Origin of the sequence: Kribbella sp. NBC_00889, assembly GCF_045207705.1 — a bacterium.
Classification (GTDB): domain Bacteria; phylum Actinomycetota; class Actinomycetes; order Propionibacteriales; family Kribbellaceae; genus Kribbella.
Map to the genome: position 1 here is coordinate 344,947 of NZ_CP108783.1, position 18,991 is coordinate 363,937.

The window sequence follows — 18,991 nt, forward strand, 5'->3', positions numbered from 1 at the left end:
GATGGTTGCTATAAAGTAGCAACCGATCAATTGCTATTGAATGGAGCTTCCCTATGGACACCACCTCGCCGCACCGGTTCAGCGCCCGGCAACGCGTGATCCTGCTCGTTCTGCTCGGGGCTGGTTTCATGCTGTCGGTCGACTTCTCGATCCTCAATGTGGCTCTGCCGCAGGCCGGTGCGGGCGTCGGCCTCGGTGCGGAGGGTCTGCCGTGGATCACCTCGGCGTTCGCGCTGCCCGCGGCCGGGTGCATGCTGCTGTTCGGTCGGCTGGCGGACTTCTTCGGCCGCCGCAGGCTGTTCCTGTCCGGGATGGCGCTGCTGGCTGCGGCGTCCGTTCTCGGAGGTCTGGCGAATCAGGCCGAGGTCATGCTGACGGCTCGGGCGCTGCAGGGGGTGGCGACCGCGATGGCGATGCCCGCGACGATGGCTCTGCTCACGACGACGTTCTCGGAGGCTTCCGTCCGGGCGCGGGTCCTCGGCCTGCGGGGCGCGCTGCTCTCAGCCGGCTTCGCCGTCGGCGCGTTGGTCGGGGGTGCGCTGGTCAGCCTGCTCGGTTGGCGCGCGGCGTTCTTCATCAACGTGCCGGCCGTCGTGATCGTCCTGGTGGTCGCACCGTTCGTGATCGAGGAGAGCAAGGCGCCGGAGCGGCTGAAGCTGGATGTCCCTGGGGCGATGACGGTGACCGGTGGTCTGCTGGCCGTCGTCTATGCAGTGATCGAGCGGAGCCTGCCGGCGGGACTGGTCGGCGTACTGCTGCTGATCGCGTTCGGGCTGATCGAACGGCGGTCGGCCGCGCCGCTCGTCCCGATCCGTATCCTGACCCTGCCTTCGGTGGCCTGGGGCAACTATGCCGGGCTGGTGATCGGGGCGATGGAGCCGGCGATGATCGTGCTGACCACCCTGTACGTGCAGCACGTACTGGGGTTGTCGCCGTTCCAGACTGGCCTGGTCTTCGGCATCCCGGGCGTCGCCTCGGTGGCTGCGGGTGTGGTCGCCGGTCGCGTCATCGGACGCCTCGGCTATCGGAAGGTTCTGACGGTGGGTCTGGCCGTCCAGGGGTTGGCGACGCTTCCGATCGTGTTCCTCGGGACGCAGACCTGGGTCGCGCTGGTGATTCTGGTCCCGGCGTTGTTCATCGGCTTCTTCGGGCATGTGGGTGCGATCGTCGCGTTCACCGTGACCGCGACGTCCGATGTGAGCGATGAGGACCAGGGGCTGGCTACCGGGCTGAGCTCGATGACCGGCGAGGTCGCCGTCACGATGGGTACGCCGGCGTTGTTCGCGATTGCCTCCACTCAGGCGACGCTGGTGAGTGGGCACCGGTTGGCAATCAGTGCGGACGTCGCCTTCACTCTCGTCAGCGCGCTGCTGATCTGGATCGGCCTCCGCACCCGGACCTCGGCCACCGCCCCTCACCCGTCTCCCGCCGGTACCCCGGCCACCGCCCCTCACCCGTCTCCCGTCCGCACCGCAGCCACCCCGCACCTGTCTCCCGCCCAGGCCCCCGCCAATCGCTCAACCCAGTCGCCCTGCCCGGCGACCGCAAACCCCTGACCCCGTGACTGCACCCACCGCCGGTCCGGCCTTGGGTCGCGGTGCGGTCAGCCGGCTTGGGTGGGTGGCCAGTGGCGGGTGGGGTCTCGGTCTTCCAGGGCGAGGAACTCGGGGGCGGTGAGTGGACGGACCGAGGCCTCGATGGACTCCATCGCCGTGAGTTCGGCTTCGGTGACGTGGAGGTCGCGGAGTTTGCGGGCGGTGATGAAGACCCGGCGTTCGAACGACCCGACGGTCCCGTTGTAGGCCTCGACTGCGGAGGTGAGGGACCGCCCGACCCGTCCGAAGTGCTCGCCCATCGTGCTGAGGCGCTCGTACAGCTCGCGGCCGAGCTCGAAGACCTGTTGCGCCGACTCGGTCAGAGCCGACTGATTCCAGGCGTACGCCGCAGCCCGCAACGTCGCGATCAGCGTGGTCGGCGTCGCCAGAATCACCCGGCGCTCAGCGGCGTACTCCAGCAAGGACGGCTCGACGTCGAGCGCCGCCGAGAGGAACGACTCGCCGGGAACGAAGAGGATGACGAACTCCGGTGACGGCGACAGCCGCGTCCAGTATGCCTTCGACGCCAGTTGGTCGACATGCGTCCGCAGGTGCCGGGCATGTGCGCGCAACCGTTCCTCGCGGAACTCGGCGTCGTCCGACTCGGCCGCCTCCAGGAACCCGGCCAGCGGCACCTTCGAGTCGACGACCAGATTCTTGCCTTCGGCAAGCCGTACGACGAGGTCTGGCCGCAGTACGCCGTCCTCGCTGACTGTCGTGGTCTGCTCGGTGAAGTCGCAGTGCGCCACCATGCCGGCCAGCTCGACGGTCCGGCGCAGATGCAGCTCACCCCAGCGCCCACGCACCTGCGGCTTGCGCAACGCTGTCGACAACGAGGCCGTCTCGCGCCGCAACGCCTCGCCGCTCATCCGCACTTCGTTGACCTGTTGATGCAGCTGGCTCTGCCACGCGGCCCGGCCTTGCTCGAGCTGATTCAGCTGCACGTGCAGGCGATCCAGCGCCTCCTTCACCACAGCCTGGCCACCCATCTGCTGCCCGACCGTGGTCCGCTCCTGCGTCAGCTCGACAACCCGATCCTCCGCCGCATCACGCTCAGCAGTCACCCGCGCAAGCTGGGCCCCATCCCGCCCCCGCACCCAGAGCACGCCGAACACAGCCCCCAGCAGCAACCCCACCGCCAGGAACAGCAACACCAGCAACACCGTCGTACCCGTCATGTCACCGATAGTGCCCAACCCCACCGACACTTTCCGCCAACGCGCGGCCGAGTGCCTGGAAAATGCCGAAACAGTGCCGACTCGGTGCCGCGGCTCACACTCCTCGGAGAGCGTCCTCGAATTCGCCCACCAGGTCCTCGCCGGGGAAGAGTTGGCGGAGCTCCTGGTCGAGCTCTGCCGCGACCATCCGCAGGTGAACCTTGCTCTGGCGGCCGTCCTTCAGACCGTTCAAGCCAAGCCCGACCGCTTCCTCGAGATCACCCGCCCGCCCGGCAACGAATCCGAGGGTGATCCGGCACTCGGCGATGCGCATCGGACTCAGCTCCGCGCCATCTGGTGCGGTGTTGTCCAGGATCACGGCTTCGGCGTACTGCGTCGCCCGCTCGTTGTCACCCGCCATGCGGTGGATGTCCATCGAGTAGTAGTCCCACTTCGACGGATCCACCTTGAAGTGGTTGTCCGGGCGGTCGGGGTACGGCAGCCGGTGCAGCAGACCACGGCCGGACTCCAGCAGAGTTTCCAAACCGGACTTTCCGAGTCGAGCCTTGGCCTTCGCTTCCTGTGCCATCAACTGCACAGTGACGCTGGAGTTCGGCGCGGCGGCCTGGCCTTTGAGTGATGCCTGAACGGCCCGATGGAACTGGCCTTGGGTCAACGCGAACCAGGCGGTCATCTCGTGGCCCCAGCCGACGATCTCCGGGTGTCCGGCCTCCAGCCCGAGTTGGAGTGCCGCGACACGCGTCGACTCTGCCGCGGTCGCCATACCGAGGTCGTACTCCACGCAGCCTGCCAGCAGTGCGAGCCAGCCGCCCGCCACCAGGAGCTCGCTGTGAGCCTTCAGGCCAACCGGTCGGCGCAGCAGGGCGCCAACGTGCTGGAGCCACTCGTGCGCCTCTCGCCGAAGCTCCACAGCGTCCCGTCGGTTGTACCGGCAGCACAACTCTTCGATGGTCGAGTGCAGCGTCTCGATCGTCGTCGCTGTCGTGTCCGACGCCTGCATCTTCTGAACGAGCTCGGCCGTCTCCCACGGTGTGTCGCGCAATTTGGCTGCGGCGTCGTGCCGGGCTGCTGCGATCAACTCACCCTTGGCTCGCAGCGCTCGATCACAAGCACCAGCGAGTTCGTCCGACGGAGCCTTCCGCCCGTTCTCGACGTTGCTCAGATACCCCCGGCTGTAGTGCGTCGCCCGAGCCAGCTCACCCAGCGACCACCCACGATGGTCCCGATACTCCCGCAGCCGGCTCCCGAACAACACCCCCCAAGTGTCACCCACCGGCTGTATCCCTGTCTCCTCATGCCCAGGGATACACGGGAGTGAGCGACTTCCGAGCGCCGGCCGGTCAGTCTGGAGCGACGGAGCCCGGGCCGGTCGGCATGTAAGTTCGTGAGATCCCCGCTTTGCCGACCGGCCCGTACCAACTGGACGGGAGCACGTGGTTGAACCACCCAGACGACTGCGAATCGTGCGCGGTACGGCAGAAGATCCAGGTGGTCTTGGCCTCGGACCGGCCGCCGTTCGAGAAGCTGCGTGCAGTCGAGTTGGCCCTGCATTCCGCTCCGCTGGCCATACCGATCGACCGCGACCCGAAGGGCTGGCCGCTGCTCGGTACGCCGTGGGAACGACACGACGACCCGGAGATGCCGCGATGAAGCGCGACCTCTGCACGTTCGGGTGGTTCGACGGCAAGAGCGGGCACATCTGTCGGGCGGAAGGCAGGCACGACGGGCATGTCTGCGCCTACTGCCGGGCCGTGCACGACCCGGACCTGCGGCTCAGTCCCGCTCAGAACGGTGGATTCGTCGCTGAGCGGGGCACTCAACGCGGAGGTCAGCAGTTCATGGCGGGGAAGGTGTAGCCCTGGGATTTGAGGATTGGGAGGACTTTGTCGAGGGCGGCGGCTGTTTCGGCGCGGTCGCCGCCGCCGTCGTGGAGGAGGATGATGTTGCGGCGGTGGGCGTGGTTGAGGATGTGGTGGACGATCGTGTTCATGCCTGGGCGGGCCCAGTCGCGGGGGTCGACGTCCCACATCACCTGGATCATGCCGGCCGCCTTGATGTCCGCGCGGACCTTCGGGTTCGACGCGCCGAACGGCGGCCGGTAGCAGGTGGACTTCGGTCCGTCGAAGATCTCGTGCCGGCGCTTGGCGGCGGGGAGAGCGGTGAGTTGCGGATGAGTGATCGAGTGGCTGCCGATGGTGTTGCCTGCGGCAAGTACCTGCTCGCGCAGACCAGGGTGCGCGGTCTGCATGGAGCCGAGCTCGAAGAAGGTTGCGTGCGCGCCGTGCTTGGCCAGGATCTGCAGGATCCGCGGCGTCCAGAGCGGGTCGGGCCCGTCGTCGAAGCTCAGGAACAGGACCTTCTTGTTGCCTGCGGCAATCGCTGCGGTCGGGTCCGGGGCCGGCGTGTGGCGCGTGGTCGGCGGAGCGTTGACGATCGGTGTCTGTGTCGGAGTCACGGTCGGTGTGGCCGAGGTCTGTGTGGTCGCGACAGCGGGCTCAGGCGCTCGCGAATGTCCCAGCGCCAAGGCCAGCAACGATCCGACGACGACAGCCAACGCCACACCGGTCGCGACGAAAGCGGCGAACTTTCGGGACATGATGCTCCCTCACAGATCAGGCGGATTTCCCCAGTTGCTCCACCGAAGGAGCCTCACACCGGGGAAGACGCCCTACCGTGTGCTCTGGTTGGCATCCCCATGTTGCGGTGCGATCTCAGCCGCCGTGATGTCCGCCGTGAGGTCGGCCGGTTCGACGTTCGTTGCCTCCGGCGTCGAGACGGTGGCAGGGGTGCCGCGGTGGTAGAGGCGGCCTTCGAGCGACTTGACGCTGGCGACGAGGACGAAGCTCATGCTGACGAGGAGAGCCCACGCACCGAACTTGGCTGGGTGGACGAGGCGCCACACGTCGACCTGGTCGGGGTAGTTCCACGCGTCCAGGAAGGTGCCGAAATTCTCCGCGATCCAGAGGAAGAAGCCGATCAGGCCGAACGACAGCGCCAGCGGCATGCGATAGCGACGTGAGCCGACCGTGAAGAAGACCCAGGTCCGACGCAGGACGACGAGGAGGGCGAGCGCGATCGGGAGACGGAGATCGACGATCCAGTGGTGGGTGAAGAAGTTCGCGTAGATCAGTATGGCGAGGACGGTCGTGGGCCACGGGCGGTAGCTGCTGACCCGGAGGTCGAACCGGCGCCACGCCTGACAGATGTAGCTGCCGACGGCGGCGTACATGAAACCGGCGAACAGCGGTACCCCGGCGAACTTCGTGACAGCGTCGCCCGGGTACTGCCACGACCCGACCTGCACCTTGAACAGTTCGAGACCGAGCCCGACCAGGTGGAACGCGAAGATCACAGCGACCTCGCGCCACGTCTCCAGCCCGACCACCCAGAACAGGAGGGTGAGACCAAGGCAGTACGCGAGCAGGGCGTCGTACCGGTCGATCGGGAGATCGACGTACTTCGAGACGGCCAGGCCTCCGAACAGGCAGATCGGGAACAGGCAGGAGACGACCTCGAGCCACCCGAAGTGCAGGAATTGCAGGCATCCGGACACGAAGCGTGATCGATGGCCGCTGCGATCTCTCCAACTGGTCACAGAGTGGAGACGCCGCTTGCCCCCGGCCGGTTCGGACGGCTACATGAATCGGAAGGGCAGGGAGGTGCCGCGATGGATCCGAAGGTGGCTTACGAGACAGACCGGCTCGTGGTGCGTGACTGGGCGGACACGGATGAGGAGCGGGTGTTCGACATCTACCGGCGCTGGGAGGTGTCGCGCTGGCTCGGCGCCGAGCCGCGGGTGATGACGGACCGCGACGCGGCCGCCCGGGTGATCAAGCGCTGGAACGAGCGCAACCAGGACCCGGTGTACGGCGTGTGGGCGGTGGAGGAGCGGTCGACGGGCACAGTTGCGGGGACTGTCCTACTCGTGCCGCTGCCCGATCCGTCCGACGGGACCGCGGGCAAGGGGGAGGTCGAGGTCGGCTGGCACTTCCATCCGGACGCGTGGGGGCGCGGTCTCGCGACGGAGTCGGCGGGCGGTGCGATCGCGCGCGGCTTCAAGGCGGGCCTCGATCAGATCCACGCGGTTGTTCGCCCGGACAACACGGCGTCGCTGGCAGTGTGCCGCCGCCTGGGCATGCGTTCGATCGGCCACACCAGCCGCTGGTACGCCGCTGAGCTCGAGGCCTTCCTGATCTGAATTGGGGTACGACGGGGTTCCCCGCGTACCCTTGACGCCCGTGGCACTCACCATCGGAATCGTCGGGCTCCCCAATGCGGGCAAGTCCACCCTGTTCAACGCGCTGACCAAGAACAACGTGCTCGCCGCGAACTACCCGTTCGCGACCATCGAGCCGAACGTTGGCGTGGTCGGCGTACCGGACGCGCGGCTCGGCAAGCTGGCCGAGCTGTACAACTCCGCCAAGGTGATCCCCGCCACCGTGCAGTTCGTCGACATCGCCGGCATCGTCCGCGGCGCGTCGGAGGGTGAGGGGCTGGGCAACAAGTTCCTCAGCCACATCCGCGAGTCGGACGCGATCTGCCAGGTCACCCGGGTGTTCCGCGACGACGACGTCACCCACGTCGACGGCAAGGTCTCGCCGGCCGACGACATCTCCACCATCCAGACCGAGCTGATCCTGGCCGACCTGCAGACCGTCGAGAAGGCGATCCCGCGGCTGGAGAAGGAAGCGCGGCTGAAGAAGGAGAGCGCGATCGTGCTCGAGGCGGTCCGCGCCGCCCAGAAGCACCTCGAGGCGGGTACGCCGATCATCGCGTCCGACGTGGATCGCGACGCGATCCGCGAACTGATGCTGATGACGGCCAAGCCGTACCTGTTCGTCTTCAACTGCGACGCGGATGAGCTGGCCGACGAGGCGCTGAAGCAGCAGATGCGTGACCTGGTCACGCCGGCGGAGGCGATCTTCCTGGACGCGAAGTTCGAGGCGGAGCTGGTCGAGCTCGGCGACGAGGACGAGGCGCGGGAGATGCTCGCGGAGATGGGCATCGACGAACCGGGTCTGGACGTGCTGGCCCGGGTCGGGTTCGACACCCTCGGCCTGCAGACGTACCTCACCGCCGGTCCGAAGGAAGCCCGCGCCTGGACCATCAAGCGCGGCGCCACCGCCCCCGAGGCCGCCGGCGTCATCCACACCGACTTCCAGCGCGGCTTCATCAAGGCCGAGATCGTCTCGTACGACGACCTGATGGAAGCCGGCACCATGACCGCGGCCCGAGCCGCCGGCAAGGTCCGCATGGAAGGCAAGGACTACACCATGCAAGACGGCGACGTCGTCGAGTTCCGCTTCAACGTGTGAGTCTCCCATTTGACGGGTGTTCGAGAATTGAGCCGTGACACCTAGGCTCGCGGGGTACAACTTCATGATTGCGACTGCGCAGGACTGACCGCGGAAATGTGGTCGCGGGGGAGGCGCGGGGCGGGTTAGCGTCGCGGGATGGTTGATGCCTTGTTCGGGGTGCCTCGGTTGGTGGCTGTGTATGACGCGCTGGATGCGGGGCGGGAGGATCTCGGGCATTACGCCGCGATGGTGGGCGAGTTCGGGGTACGGCGGGTGCTGGATGTGGGCTGTGGGACGGGGGAACTGACCTGTTTGCTGGCGGGGCAGGGGGTTGAGGTGGTCGGGGTCGACCCGGCCGAGGCCTCGCTGGAAGTTGCTAAGGGCAAGAAATTCGCCGATCGGGTGCGCTGGATCCATGGGGACGCGACGACGTTGCCGCCGCTGGAGATTGACCTCGCGGTGATGACCGGGAACGTGGCGCAGGTGTTTCTGACCGATGAGGAGTGGGCGGCGACGCTAGGCGGCGTGCGCCAAGCTCTGCGGCCCGGTGGGCGGTTCGTGTTCGAGACGCGGGATCCGGCGCGGCGGGCGTGGGAGGAGTGGACCCGGGAGCACACGCACCAGGTGGTGACGGTCGAGGGCGTGGACACGGTGGAGAGCTGGTCCGATCTCCTCGCGGTCGAGCTGCCGTACGTTTCGTTCCGGGGCACCTATGTGTTCGAGTCCGACGGTGCGGTGCTCACGTCGGATTCGACCTTGTGGTTCCGGCAGCGGGACGAGATCGAGGCGTCGCTGACGGCCGCGGGGTTCACGGTTGACGAGGTGCGGGAGGCGCCGGACCGCCCCGGGAAAGAGTTTGTGTTCGTGACTACCAAGCGGTCAGCAACGCCGTGAGTGTGTGGTGGGCGGTGCGGGACATGACCGGGTTGGTCTCGACGTAGTACCAGAGACACCCGATGGCCTGGGCGAACGACCAGCCCATTCCGCGACGCCACTCGTCGTCATCACTGCCGAGGGCAGTCCGGAACGCGGCCCGGGCTGGCGCATCCAGCAGGTTCCAGGCGGGCTGCAGGTCGATGGCGGGATCGGCAACGGTGAAGGTGCCGACGTCGATCACCCCGGCCAGGCGCCCGTCGGTCGCCAGCAGGTTGCCCGGCATCAGGTCACGGTGTGCCCAGACGTCGGGTTCGGTGCGGGCCGCGGTGCGGAGATCGGCCCACAGCCGGCCGAGCGCGTCCACGTCGATCATCCCGCGAGAGCGCTGCAGCCCATCGGCGACGTACTCGTCCTGGCTGGTCAGTACGCCGCCGCGCCACGTGCCGGTGAACTCACGCCCCTCGGTCGGGACGGCGCGCAGCGCGAGCACGAACCGCGCCAGATCCTCGGCGAACGGGGCCGAGCCGGCGACGTCGGCGTCGTACGCGATCGTACCGTTGAGCCAGGTGTAGATCGCCCACGGCAGCGGGTAGCCCTCGCCGGGTTCGCCGATCGCGACCGGTTCCGGCGTCGGGTACGGCGAGATGGCGTGCAGGCGACGGGCGGCGTCGGCCTCGTCGTCGAGTTCCTTGCGCGTCTCGACGGGGTCGCCCGGCTGGATCGGGAAGCGCGCGACCAGCCCCTCGCCGATCCGGAACAACGCGTTGACCGTGCCGTGCGAGGGAACCGCGCGGATCTGCAACCCGCTCCACTCAGGGTGCTGCGAAACGACCAGCCGACCCACCAGTTCGGTCGTCACGTGAAGTTGTCCCTCATGCATCGCCACGCCCAGCAGTATCCGGAAAGCCGTCGCCGGACCGCACTCCATTTAGTGCGTAGCTAAAGGGCGGGCTTTGTCGGTGGCCAGGCGGATGGCGAAGGCGGCGAGGGCGGTGCCGGTGAGGTAGCGGTGGATGCGCATCCAGGTGGGGCGGCGGGTGAGGAAGACGGCGACCGAACTGGCAGTGATGACGAAGATCGCGTTCACCCCGACGCCGACCGCGGTCTGGATCAGGCCGAGGATCATGCTCTGGGTGCCGACATGGCCGCGCGCGGGGTCGAGGAACTGTGGGAGCACGGAGATGTAGAGGATCGCGATCTTCGGGTTCAGCAGGCAGGTGAGCAGACCCATGCCGAACAGCTTCCGCGGCCGGTCGGGCTCCAACTCCTGGGTCGCGAAGACGGAGTTGCCACCGGGGCGGAACGCGTTCCAGGCGAGCCAGAGCAGGTACGCCGCGCCCGCGAGCTTCAGGGTCACGTAGATCTCCGGGACCAGGGCGAACAGGGTGGCCAGGCCGGCGCTTGCCGCCAGCAAATACACCCCGAAGCCGACGCCCACCCCGGCCAGCGAGATCAGCCCGGCGAGGCGGCTCTGTGCGATCGATCGCGAGATCAGGTAGATCATGTTCGGCCCCGGCGTGATGACCAGGCCCAGCTCGACCAACGCGATCCCGAGCATCGCCTCACTACTGACCAGCACGTGCGTCCCCTTTCATCGGCCGGGGAGTCCGGTCGTCTCGTTCACGAAGCTAACAGCGAGCGACGACAGTCCGCGGGGGTTTTCCTCAGAGTGAGACCGCGGGGTACCTTGCGCGGGTGGGCGACCAGACGTGCATGCGCTGCGACGAGCAGGTGGAGTCCAGCCGCGACGACTACGAGGTGTTCGAGCGGATGCACTGGGACTGCTTCCACTACGCCTACGAACACGACCTCAACGGTGAGGTCCCCGAGTCCGAGGACTGCGGCCAGCCTGGCTGTCCGTCCGCGGTGAGCGAAGGGTGACGTGACGCGTGCGACAGGCCCGGCGGGAGCGCTGTGACGGTAATCCCCTCGCGGGTGTCGTCACAGTTGGTTAGCGTGGGGTGTGTACGCCTGACGGTTTGTGAAGGAGACGGTATGAGCGACAAGTCCAGCGAGCCGGCGGACGATCTGCAGAAGAAGTTCCGGGAGGCGCTCGAGAAGAAGAACGCCCACAACAACGCGCACCCGGGGTCCGGGACGCGGCGTGAGGGCGTCGGCGAGGCCCACAACGACAAGCAGAGGCGCCAATTCCGGCGCAAGTCCGGCAGCTGATACGCCAACTGTCCATCCATCCGCCTGAGCCCCGGGTTGCCGCCCGGGGCTCGACCTTTTACCGGCCGGTGGCGGCCGGTCGAGCGGTGAGCAACCCGGCCAGCCGGCTCAGCTCGGGCTCCCAGCCCAGCCGGTGGTTCGCCGCGTCCTCGTCGGTGGCGAACCCGCTGTGGATGAGCAGCATCCGGGTGCCGTCGGCGACCTCGGTCAGCTCGACCTCCACCCGGGTCGGCTCGTCCTCGGTGCCGTCCCACTTCCAGCTGAACGCCAGCCGGTGCGGCGGCTCGACCTCGAGGTACGTGCCCCGGACGACATGCGGTCCCATCTCGACCACGTAGTCACCCCCGACCCGTACGTCGGCCTGCACCTTCAGCTCCAGGTCAGGGTTGGGGCAGTACCACTGCGTCAGCAGTTCCGCCCGGGTCCAGGCGTCGTACACCCTCCCGATTGTTGCCGGTAGCACCCTGTCGATCCGGATGTCAGGTCCCATCCCCGCCTCCTCGCAGCAGTTCTTCCAGTCGGTCGACCGTGCTGTGCCAGTACGCCGTCAGATCGCCGAGCCACTGCTCGACCTCCGTGAACGCCTCCGGCCGGATCGTGCACACCACGGTCCGGCCGACCTTGCGCCGGGTCACCAGGCCAGCGTCGACCAGCACTCCGACGTGCTTGGTCATCGCGGGCAAGGTGATCCGGTGCGGCTCCGCGAGCTCCCCCATGGTCGCGTCGCCCCGGCTCAGCCGGCTCACGATCGCCAGCCGAGTCGGGTCCGCGAGCGCACTGAAGGTCGTCGTCAGCACGCAAATACTTCACCAACTGGTGAACTGTTTGTCAAGGGTGAGCTGTCAGGGGCGAACCTCGAAGACCAGGTTGAACGGCGTCTGCGCGACCGTGCGGAACCTGGTGAACCCGGCCGCGGTGGTGACGTCCTGGATCCGGGCCGGCCCGGCCTGGGTGCCGAGGGCCAGTCCGACCGGTTGCGACAGGGATGCCGGAGTACAGAGCAGCGTGGAAAAGCCGTAGTACGCACGTCCCACCGGGTTCAGGTTGTCTTCGACCCTGTCACCTGCCATTGGCTCCACCAACATCCAGGTGCCGTCGGGTGCCAGCGCCTCGCGCACGTGACGGGCCGCACCGACCGGGTCGCCCATGTCGTGCAACGCGTCGAAGGTCGTGACGAGGTCGTAGCCGGACCCGCTGAATCCGGCGGCGGGAGCCACCTCGAAGGACACCCGCTCGCCGAGGCCGGCCCCGGCCGCGCGCAGCCGGGCGGTTTCGATCGACTCCTGGTGGTAGTCCGAACCGGCGAACGTCGATCGCGGGAACGCGTTCGCCATCAGGATCGTGGACGCGCCATGTCCGCAGCCGATGTCGGCCACCGTCGCCCCGCTCTCCAGCTTCGCCACCACGCCATCCAGCGCCGGTAGCCAACTGGTCAGCAGGTTCGCGTTGTACGACGGCCGGAAGAACCGCTCGCAGCCGACATGGACGTCCGAGGTGCGCTCGTGCCAGCCGATGCCGGCGCCGCTGCGGGCCGCCTCGATCATCTCCGTGGTGTGCTGCACCGTGCCCAGCGCGATCTGGAAGAAGCCCGGCAGGTACGCCGGACTCTCCGGGTCCGTCATCGCCACGGCCTGCTCCGGCGGCAGTGTGTACCGGCCGCTGTCCGGGTCGTACTCGACGAAGTCGCCGGCTGCCTGCGCGTTGAGCCACTCCCGCGCGTACCGCTCGCTGGTGCTGGTTCGCTCGGCCAGCTCGCTCGGCGTCGTCGGACCGTGGTCGGCGAGTGCCTGGTAGTAGCCGAGCCGGTCGCCCATCACGACCAGCGCCGCGTTCAGCGTCGCCCCCACCTCGTCCACCGCACGGAAGACGAACCCCATCAGCTTGTCGCCGTCGATTGCAACAGTCATTTGCTTGCGCCCCCCTTTAGGTTGTACGGCGAACCTAGGTAGCGCGTCCCGGTCATCGCATCAGGTGGGGCACCTGGTGCACACTGCCAAACATGCTCATCGGGCGGGAGGCGGAGCGCCGGGTGATCGAGCAACTGGTCGCGGGGGCGCGGGTCGGCACCGCCGGAGTGCTGCTCGTCACCGGCGAACCCGGCATCGGCAAGACAACCCTCCTGGACGAAGCCGCCGCGACGGCCCGGGGACTGCGGATCCTGCGGGCCCGAGGTACCGAGGCCGAACGCGAACTCCCGTTCGGCGCCCTGCTCCAACTGCTCCGGCCCGCACTCGCGGGCCTCGATCGCATCCCCGGCCCGCAGCAGTCGGCGCTGACCTCCGCGCTGGCACTCGGGCCGGCCACCACAGCTGACCGGTTCGCCGTCGGAGCGGCAACACTCAGCCTGATCTGCCGGTACGCCGAAGAGGCGCCGCTGGCACTGATCGTCGACGACGCGCATCTGCTGGACCGGCCGTCCGCGGAGGCGCTGCTGTTCGCGGCACGGCGGTTGGTCGCCGATCCGATCGTGCTGCTGATCGCCGCCCGCGCGCAGGAGCAGCATCCACTCGCCGAGGCGGATCTTCCGGTGCTCCACCTTGCCGGCGTTCCGCTCGAGGCCGCGCAGGCGATCTTGCGCGGCCTGCCGAGCGAGCTGGTCGAGCAACTGCACAGCACGGTGGCGGGCAACCCGTTGGCACTGCTCGAGCTCGCCGCCGACCAGGACCACCTCCACCGCATGCCGCCAGGTGCGCCTCTCCCGGTGCCGGAGCTGATCGCAGAAGCCTTTACCACAAGGGCAAACCGGCTCAGCTCAGACGCACGTACTGCGCTGCTGGTGGCCGCCCTGGACGACAGTGAACTCGGTGCGGTCGCGAGAGCGTGCCAGGAGCTCGGTGTGGACGTCGCAACGTTGCAGGAGGCCGAGACGGCTGCGCTGGTCGCCATCCGCGACGGCGAGGTCCAGTTCCGGCATCCACTGGTGCGTTCGGCGATCTATGCCAGTGCCGCGCCGGCAGAGCGTCGTACTGCGCACCGGGCGGTCGCTCGGGTCACGGTGGATGCGGACAAACGGGCCTGGCACCTGTCCGAAGCTGTGCTGGGCACCGATGACGAAGTAGCAGCCGGGTTGGATGCCGCGGCGGAGCATGCCGCCGTTCGTGGTGCCCATGCCGTCGCAGCGACGGCCTACGAGCGCGCAGCACGCCTGTCCGAGGGACTGCACGACCGGGCAGTCAGACTCGTCGCGGCGGGAGAGGCGGCCTGGTCGGCCGGACAGGCAGACCGCGCAGACTCCTTGCTCGACGACGCGTTGGCACTCCAACCACCGTTGCAGGTCCGGATAGGGGCGCAGGAGGTCCGCGGCGACATCGCGGTCAAGTGTGGATCCCCGAGCCGGGCCCGCGACATCCTCGCCGCCGCGGCCGCCGAGTGCGAGGACCCGGCTGTGGCGACCGGACTGCTCGCCGACGCGGTCGGTGCCTGCCTCCGGATGTGCGACGCGGCGGCAGGCCTGGAGCTGGCGCACCACATCGACCGCTTGCTCCCCGGCGTCGAGCGGCCCGGTCCACGCATCATGGGCATGCTCGCCAGTGGTGTCGCCAAGGTCCTCGCTGGGCAAGGAGGAACGAGCCAGATCCGGGCTGCGGTCGCGATGGCGCCGTCGGTCGAGCTGGATCGGGACCGACGCCGGCAGGTGTGGATGGTCCTCGCCGCCCTGTTCCTCCGGGAGAGTGGCACCGGTCGGGGGCTGCTGCAGCAGGCCATGCTGGAACGGCGGGAGCAGGTCGCTCTCGGCACGCTACCCGGGCTGCTGTTCGTGCTGGCCCGTGACGATGCGACGACCGACCGTTGGACCGACGCGATGGCGGCGTACGACGAGGGGATCCGGCTGTCCCGCGAGACCGGCCAGATGACGGAGCTGGCGATGAACCTGGCCGGACTGGCCTGGTTGTCGTCGCACCAAGGTCGTGCCGAGGGTCAGGACCTCGCCACCGAGTGCCTGCGGATCTGTGCGGAGCGGGAGATCCATCTCGGCACGCTGTGGTCGCTGTTCGCGCTCGGCGACCTGGAGTTGGGCCGTGGTGCTCCAGCTCTGGCGCTGCCGCAGTACGAGCGGCTGGTCGACGTACTGGCTGCAAACGGCCTCAAGGACCCTGACCTGTCTCCGGCACCGGAGCTGGCGGAGGTCTATCGACGGCTGGGCCGGACCGAGGATGCGGAGCGCGTGGCGCAGGAGCACACCGTTCTGGCCGAGGCGAAGGGACAGCCGTGGTCGCTGGCGCGGGCGGCCAGGGCGCGCGGTGTGGTCGGAGACAACGAGCAGGACTTCAGGCAAGCGCTCGCTTGGCACGCGGAGACCCTCGATGTGTTCGAAGCGGCTCGGACGCGGCTGGCGTACGGCGCGTGGCTGCGGCGTGCGAGACGGCGAGTGGATGCGCGGGCGCAGCTCAGGCTCGCCGTGGAGGCCTTCGACGCACTGGGTGCAGCGGGGTGGGCTGACCAGGCCGCAACGGAGCTGAAGGCGACAGGGGAGACCGCGCGACGCAGAGTGCCGAGCACTGCGGACGAGTTGACGCCGCAGGAGCGGCAGATCGCGTTGCTACTGGCCGACGGGCAGAGCATCAGGGAGGCGGCGGCCAGGCTGTTCCTCAGCCCCAAGACCGTCGAGTACCACCTCCGCAAGGTCTACGCGAAGCTCGGCATCCATTCCCGGACCGAGCTCGCGGAGCAGCTGAAGTCCGGTCCGTTCCGAACGTAGGCTGGCGGCTGTGACGCAGCCGTTCATCGTGAGCAGTGGAATCGCCCGCCACCAAGGTTTCGCCGAACTGGCGGCCAAGGGCCCGTTGACGCATCTGACGCTCTTCACCGGCGTTCCCGTCTGGCTGGTGACCGGGTACGCCGAGACCCGGTCGCTGCTCGCGCACCCGGACGTCGTGCGATCGCCGATGGACGGTCCGCACCGCGACCAGATCACGGCCGGACTGGTGAACGCGACCGAGCAGCACATGCTGGTCGTCAACCCGCCGGACCACACCCGGTTGCGCAAGCTCGTCACCGCGGCGTTCACTCGCCGGCGGATCGAGGGCCTGGAGCCGCGGATCCGCGAGATCGCGGCCGGCCTGCTCGACGAGATGGCCGCGGCCGGTGACGGAGTGGACCTGGTCGACGCGTACAGCTACCCGCTGCCGATCACCGTGATCTGCGAGCTGATCGGCATCCCGATGCGCGACCGCGAGGAGTTCCGCCGCTGGTCATCGGTCGCGGTGAACGCGACGGTGCACACACCGGACGAGTACATCGAGGCGGCCGGAGCCATGGTCGGCTTCATCCGCGACCTGATCGAGGAGAAGCGCGGGGCGCCGGCCGACGACCTGCTGTCGGCGCTGATCGAGGCCCGAGACGGCAGCGATCGGCTCACCGAGGACGAGCTCACCTCGATGATCTTCCTGCTCCTGGCAGCAGGCCACGAGACGACGGTGAACCTGATCACCAACGGGGTGCACGCGCTGCTGCGGTACCCGGACCAACTCGCCCTGCTGAAGGCGGAGCCCGAGCGTCTGCCGGCCGCCGTCGAGGAGATCCTGCGGTACGACGGCCCGCTGCAGGCCGCGATCCCGTACGTCGCGCAGGCGCCGATCGAGATCGCCGGATCACGGATCGAGGCGGGCGAGGTGATCGTGTTCGCCCTGCTGCCCGCGAACCGCGACGGCCGGAAGACGGACCGGCCGGACGAGTTGGACATCACCCGGCCGGAGAATGCCCATCTCGCGTTCGGGCACGGCATCCACCACTGCCTCGGTGCACCGCTGGCGCGGCTGGAGGGCCGGATCGCGCTCGGAATGCTGTTCGACCGCTTCCCGAACCTGCGCCTGGCCGCACCGCAACAGGATCCGGACCGTGCCGCCAGCCTGCTGATGAACGGCATTCGCGAACTGCCCGTACTGCTCTGACCACACCCGGGCGCCGACGCTGAACATCGGGTGAACCACGCCTGAATCACACGCTTGGGATTGTGGTGGGTTTGGCCAGAGATGGCATCCTTACCCGGGTGACAGAGTTGATGGAGGTCGTGCGGCACCTGCTCGGCGTTGCAATGGCCTCACATTGGCTTCTGCTGATCTTGTTCGTGGCCGCCGCGGTCGACGCGGTTTTCCCGGTGGTACCCAGCGAGGGCCTCGTGGTGACGGCCGGTATGGCCGCCGCGGCAGGGCATCAGAACCTGCTGCTCGTGATCGTGCTGGCGATGCTCGGATCGGTCATCGGTGAGTCCGCCTGCTACTTCATGGGCCGCGGCTCCGGGCCGATGCTGCACCGCTGGATGAAGCGCCAGGCCCGCAGACAGGCGCTGTACGAGAAAGTCTCGGCCGCGCTGCACTCCCGCGGCGGGCTGATCCTGATGACGGTGCGCTACATCCCCGGAGCGCGGATGGTCGCGACCCTCACCGCGGGCGCGACCCGGTACTCGTTCCGCAAGTTCATCATCTTCACCATCGCCGGCGTGACGGTCGCCTACACGTACGTCGCTCTCCTCGGCTACCTCGGTGGCGACGCGTTCGCGCACGACTCGCTGAAGGCGCTCGCATTCAGCCTCAGCCTCGCGTTCGTGATCGGCCTGGTGATCGAGACTTCGCGCCGGATCGCGGTCAAGCGCCGCGCTGCCAAGGTCACAGCCGGCTAACGATCCGCCCTCGGGTTTCCGCGCGAGTGCGTGTCCCGGGCCAACCTTCCCGCCCCCGCGTGCGTCAGTTGGGGGGTGGTGAGGCCTGGGGTGAACCTCCTCGGCGCCGCAGCGGTCGTGGCGGCGTTGCTCGCCGGATGTGCGGATGTTCCCCTCGAGGGCGCGCCGTCGCCGAGCGACCCCACCCAGAGCCCTACCGCGCCGACGAAGACACCGTCGGCCACTCCGAAGCCAACTGCGAAGCCCCAGCCGAAGCCCACGCCCAAGCCGACGCGGACGGCCGGGCGCAATCTCGCGGACGCGGCCCCGGTGACCAGGTTGTTCCCGGCCCGGCTCCGTGACGGCAAGCCGCCGCTGTTCGTCGTGGTCTCGTTCGACGGCGCCGGAGATCTCGCGCTCTGGTCGCACTGGCAGGCGGTGGCCAAGCAGGTCAACGCCCGGATGACGTTCTTCCTGTCCGGCCCGTACCTCTACCCGGGATCACATCGCACCGACTACAAGCCGCCGTACCGCAAGCCCGGCGCTTCCGACATCGGCTGGGGTGATACGGCCGCTGTGCTCGGCCGGGCGACGGTGCTGCGGCAGGCGATCGCCGAGGGGCACGAGATCGGGACGCACGGGAACGGTCACTTCTGCGGCGCGACCGGGGTCGGTCGCTGGACGACGGCCCAGTGGACCGCCGAGCTGAGCGCGTTCGACCGGATGGTGCGGACCGGACCGTCGCTGGCCGCCGGCAAGCCCGTCGTACCGCCGTTCGACCCGGCCACGGTCAAGGGGATGCGGACACCGTGTCTCGAAGGCAACCGGTCGGCGTACCGGCTCGCGATGGCGCAGCGCGGCATGCTGTACGACGCCTCCGCGCCCGGGTACATCGCCTGGCCGAAGAAGGTGGACGGCGTCTGGGACTTCCCGCTGGAGTCGGTCACGCTGGCCGGGACCAGCAAGACGACGCTGACGATGGACTACAACCTCTGGTACAGCCAGACCGGCGCGAAGAAGGCGCCCGTCGCCCAGGCGCCCGTCTACAGGGCACAGGTGCTCGCCACCTACCGCCAGGCGCTGGCGCAGTCACGTGCGAACGGCAACCCGCCGCTGTTCCTCGGCAACCACTTCAACCGGTGGAACAACAGCGTCTACTCCGATGCGCTGACCACCTTCGTCCAGGAGACCTGCACCCAGCCCGACGTCCGCTGTGTCAGCAACCGCGAGCTGGTCGGCTGGCTGACGAGGTACGGCGTACCGAAGGCCTCCTGA

General features: G+C 68.4%; 21 protein-coding genes. 12 read left to right on the forward strand and 9 right to left on the reverse strand.

The genetic code is table 11. The features are described 5' to 3' along the window. The first annotated feature begins 53 nt into the window (after window positions 1–53). Window positions 54–1,556 carry an MFS transporter gene (locus tag OG817_RS01830; RefSeq protein WP_406051715.1) on the forward strand — a complete coding sequence of 501 codons (1,503 nt, stop codon included), beginning with the start codon at window positions 54–56 and terminating at the stop codon, window positions 1,554–1,556. Between the two features lie 47 nt (window positions 1,557–1,603). Here OG817_RS01830 and OG817_RS01835 read toward each other — a convergent pair whose 3' ends face one another. Continuing rightward, window positions 1,604–2,773: a DNA recombination protein RmuC gene (locus OG817_RS01835; protein WP_406051717.1), complete on the reverse strand. Its 1,170-nt coding sequence runs from the start codon at window positions 2,771–2,773 to the stop codon at window positions 1,604–1,606. Between the two features lie 94 nt (window positions 2,774–2,867). After that, the gene (locus OG817_RS01840; protein ID WP_406051718.1) at window positions 2,868–4,046 is read right to left on the reverse strand and encodes a helix-turn-helix domain-containing protein; all 1,179 of its coding nucleotides are present in this window, start codon (window positions 4,044–4,046) and stop codon (window positions 2,868–2,870) included. A gap of 215 nt (window positions 4,047–4,261) precedes the next feature. Here OG817_RS01840 and OG817_RS01845 point away from each other — a divergent pair, with 215 nt between their 5' ends. Continuing rightward, window positions 4,262–4,423: a hypothetical protein gene (locus tag OG817_RS01845; protein ID WP_406051719.1), complete on the forward strand. Its 162-nt coding sequence runs from the start codon at window positions 4,262–4,264 to the stop codon at window positions 4,421–4,423. After that, window positions 4,420–4,629 carry a hypothetical protein gene (locus OG817_RS01850; RefSeq protein WP_406051721.1) on the forward strand — a complete coding sequence of 70 codons (210 nt, stop codon included), beginning with the start codon at window positions 4,420–4,422 and terminating at the stop codon, window positions 4,627–4,629. The genes OG817_RS01845 and OG817_RS01850 overlap by 4 nt, the downstream gene beginning before the upstream one ends. Here OG817_RS01850 and OG817_RS01855 read toward each other — a convergent pair. Together OG817_RS01855 and OG817_RS01860 are read right to left on the reverse strand one after the other, a co-directional pair. Further along, window positions 4,602–5,369 carry a polysaccharide deacetylase family protein gene (locus tag OG817_RS01855; protein ID WP_406051723.1) on the reverse strand — a complete coding sequence of 256 codons (768 nt, stop codon included), beginning with the start codon at window positions 5,367–5,369 and terminating at the stop codon, window positions 4,602–4,604. The genes OG817_RS01850 and OG817_RS01855 overlap by 28 nt on opposite strands. Window positions 5,370–5,441: 72 nt before the next feature. After that, on the reverse strand, window positions 5,442–6,368 hold the full coding sequence (locus OG817_RS01860) for a DUF817 domain-containing protein (RefSeq protein WP_406051724.1): 927 nt from the start codon (window positions 6,366–6,368) through the stop codon (window positions 5,442–5,444). Between the two features lie 72 nt (window positions 6,369–6,440). Here OG817_RS01860 and OG817_RS01865 point away from each other — a divergent pair, with 72 nt between their 5' ends. The 3 genes from OG817_RS01865 (at window position 6,441) to OG817_RS01875 (ending at window position 8,964) form a co-directional block, all read left to right on the forward strand. Next, complete coding sequence (locus tag OG817_RS01865; protein ID WP_406051726.1) at window positions 6,441–6,971, forward strand: GNAT family N-acetyltransferase; 531 nt, start codon at window positions 6,441–6,443, stop codon at window positions 6,969–6,971. 40 nt (window positions 6,972–7,011) lie between these two features. Next, a complete protein-coding gene (gene ychF, locus OG817_RS01870; RefSeq protein ID WP_406051727.1) occupies window positions 7,012–8,088 on the forward strand; it encodes a redox-regulated ATPase YchF in 1,077 nt (358 codons plus the stop codon). A 138-nt stretch (window positions 8,089–8,226) separates the two neighbouring features. Continuing rightward, on the forward strand, window positions 8,227–8,964 hold the full coding sequence (locus OG817_RS01875) for a class I SAM-dependent methyltransferase (protein ID WP_406051729.1): 738 nt from the start codon (window positions 8,227–8,229) through the stop codon (window positions 8,962–8,964). On the opposite strand, the gene OG817_RS01880 is transcribed toward OG817_RS01875, so the two are convergent. Together OG817_RS01880 and OG817_RS01885 are read right to left on the reverse strand one after the other, a co-directional pair. Beyond that, window positions 8,939–9,805, reverse strand: a complete 867-nt coding sequence (locus OG817_RS01880; protein WP_406051730.1) for an aminoglycoside phosphotransferase family protein — start codon at window positions 9,803–9,805, stop codon at window positions 8,939–8,941. The two genes, OG817_RS01875 and OG817_RS01880, sit on opposite strands and share 26 nt — an antisense overlap. A gap of 69 nt (window positions 9,806–9,874) precedes the next feature. Further along, window positions 9,875–10,525, reverse strand: coding sequence for a LysE family translocator (locus OG817_RS01885; RefSeq protein ID WP_406051732.1), 651 nt, complete (start codon window positions 10,523–10,525; stop codon window positions 9,875–9,877). A 116-nt stretch (window positions 10,526–10,641) separates the two neighbouring features. On the opposite strand from OG817_RS01885, the gene OG817_RS01890 reads away from it, so the two are divergent. Both OG817_RS01890 and OG817_RS01895 read left to right on the forward strand, forming a co-directional pair. After that, on the forward strand, window positions 10,642–10,827 hold the full coding sequence (locus OG817_RS01890; protein WP_396396292.1) for a hypothetical protein: 186 nt from the start codon (window positions 10,642–10,644) through the stop codon (window positions 10,825–10,827). Between the two features lie 114 nt (window positions 10,828–10,941). Continuing rightward, the gene (locus OG817_RS01895) at window positions 10,942–11,118 is read left to right on the forward strand and encodes a DUF5302 domain-containing protein (protein WP_360441567.1); all 177 of its coding nucleotides are present in this window, start codon (window positions 10,942–10,944) and stop codon (window positions 11,116–11,118) included. Window positions 11,119–11,176: 58 nt separating this feature from the next. On the opposite strand, the gene OG817_RS01900 is transcribed toward OG817_RS01895, so the two are convergent. Genes OG817_RS01900 through OG817_RS01910 form a run of 3 tightly spaced genes read right to left on the reverse strand, consistent with a single transcriptional unit; the run spans window position 11,177 to window position 13,025 of the window. Next, window positions 11,177–11,608 (reverse strand): SRPBCC domain-containing protein, encoded by a 432-nt coding sequence (locus tag OG817_RS01900; RefSeq protein WP_406051733.1) that lies wholly within the window; start codon window positions 11,606–11,608, stop codon window positions 11,177–11,179. Next, entirely contained in the window at window positions 11,598–11,915 is a 318-nt protein-coding gene (locus OG817_RS01905) for an ArsR/SmtB family transcription factor (protein ID WP_406051735.1), read from the reverse strand. Before OG817_RS01905 ends, OG817_RS01900 begins: the two co-directional genes overlap by 11 nt. A gap of 45 nt (window positions 11,916–11,960) precedes the next feature. Further along, window positions 11,961–13,025, reverse strand: a complete 1,065-nt coding sequence (locus tag OG817_RS01910; RefSeq protein WP_406051737.1) for a methyltransferase — start codon at window positions 13,023–13,025, stop codon at window positions 11,961–11,963. A gap of 92 nt (window positions 13,026–13,117) precedes the next feature. Here OG817_RS01910 and OG817_RS01915 point away from each other — a divergent pair, with 92 nt between their 5' ends. The 4 genes from OG817_RS01915 (at window position 13,118) to OG817_RS01930 (ending at window position 18,991) form a co-directional block, all read left to right on the forward strand. Next, window positions 13,118–15,817, forward strand: coding sequence for an AAA family ATPase (locus OG817_RS01915; protein WP_406051739.1), 2,700 nt, complete (start codon window positions 13,118–13,120; stop codon window positions 15,815–15,817). A gap of 10 nt (window positions 15,818–15,827) precedes the next feature. Then, entirely contained in the window at window positions 15,828–17,009 is a 1,182-nt protein-coding gene (locus OG817_RS01920; RefSeq protein WP_406051740.1) for a cytochrome P450, read from the forward strand. 98 nt (window positions 17,010–17,107) lie between these two features. Then, window positions 17,108–17,737, forward strand: coding sequence for a DedA family protein (locus OG817_RS01925; protein ID WP_396396281.1), 630 nt, complete (start codon window positions 17,108–17,110; stop codon window positions 17,735–17,737). A 78-nt stretch (window positions 17,738–17,815) separates the two neighbouring features. Next, entirely contained in the window at window positions 17,816–18,991 is a 1,176-nt protein-coding gene (locus tag OG817_RS01930) for a hypothetical protein (protein ID WP_406051741.1), read from the forward strand.

What these genes read in the sequence shown, in the direction of transcription:
- OG817_RS01915 (WP_406051739.1), top strand. Translation starts at nt 13,118, where the DNA reads ATGCTCATCGGGCGGGAGGCGGAGCGCCGGGTGATCGAGCAACTGGTC.
- OG817_RS01895 (WP_360441567.1), top strand. Translation starts at nt 10,942, where the DNA reads ATGAGCGACAAGTCCAGCGAGCCGGCGGACGATCTGCAGAAGAAGTTC.
- OG817_RS01830 (WP_406051715.1), top strand. Translation starts at nt 54, where the DNA reads ATGGACACCACCTCGCCGCACCGGTTCAGCGCCCGGCAACGCGTGATC.
- OG817_RS01850 (WP_406051721.1), top strand. Translation starts at nt 4,420, where the DNA reads ATGAAGCGCGACCTCTGCACGTTCGGGTGGTTCGACGGCAAGAGCGGG.
- OG817_RS01875 (WP_406051729.1), top strand. Translation starts at nt 8,227, where the DNA reads ATGGTTGATGCCTTGTTCGGGGTGCCTCGGTTGGTGGCTGTGTATGAC.
- OG817_RS01900 (WP_406051733.1), bottom strand. Translation starts at nt 11,608, where the DNA reads ATGGGACCTGACATCCGGATCGACAGGGTGCTACCGGCAACAATCGGG.
- OG817_RS01855 (WP_406051723.1), bottom strand. Translation starts at nt 5,369, where the DNA reads ATGTCCCGAAAGTTCGCCGCTTTCGTCGCGACCGGTGTGGCGTTGGCT.
- OG817_RS01835 (WP_406051717.1), bottom strand. Translation starts at nt 2,773, where the DNA reads ATGACGGGTACGACGGTGTTGCTGGTGTTGCTGTTCCTGGCGGTGGGG.
- OG817_RS01910 (WP_406051737.1), bottom strand. Translation starts at nt 13,025, where the DNA reads ATGACTGTTGCAATCGACGGCGACAAGCTGATGGGGTTCGTCTTCCGT.
- OG817_RS01865 (WP_406051726.1), top strand. Translation starts at nt 6,441, where the DNA reads ATGGATCCGAAGGTGGCTTACGAGACAGACCGGCTCGTGGTGCGTGAC.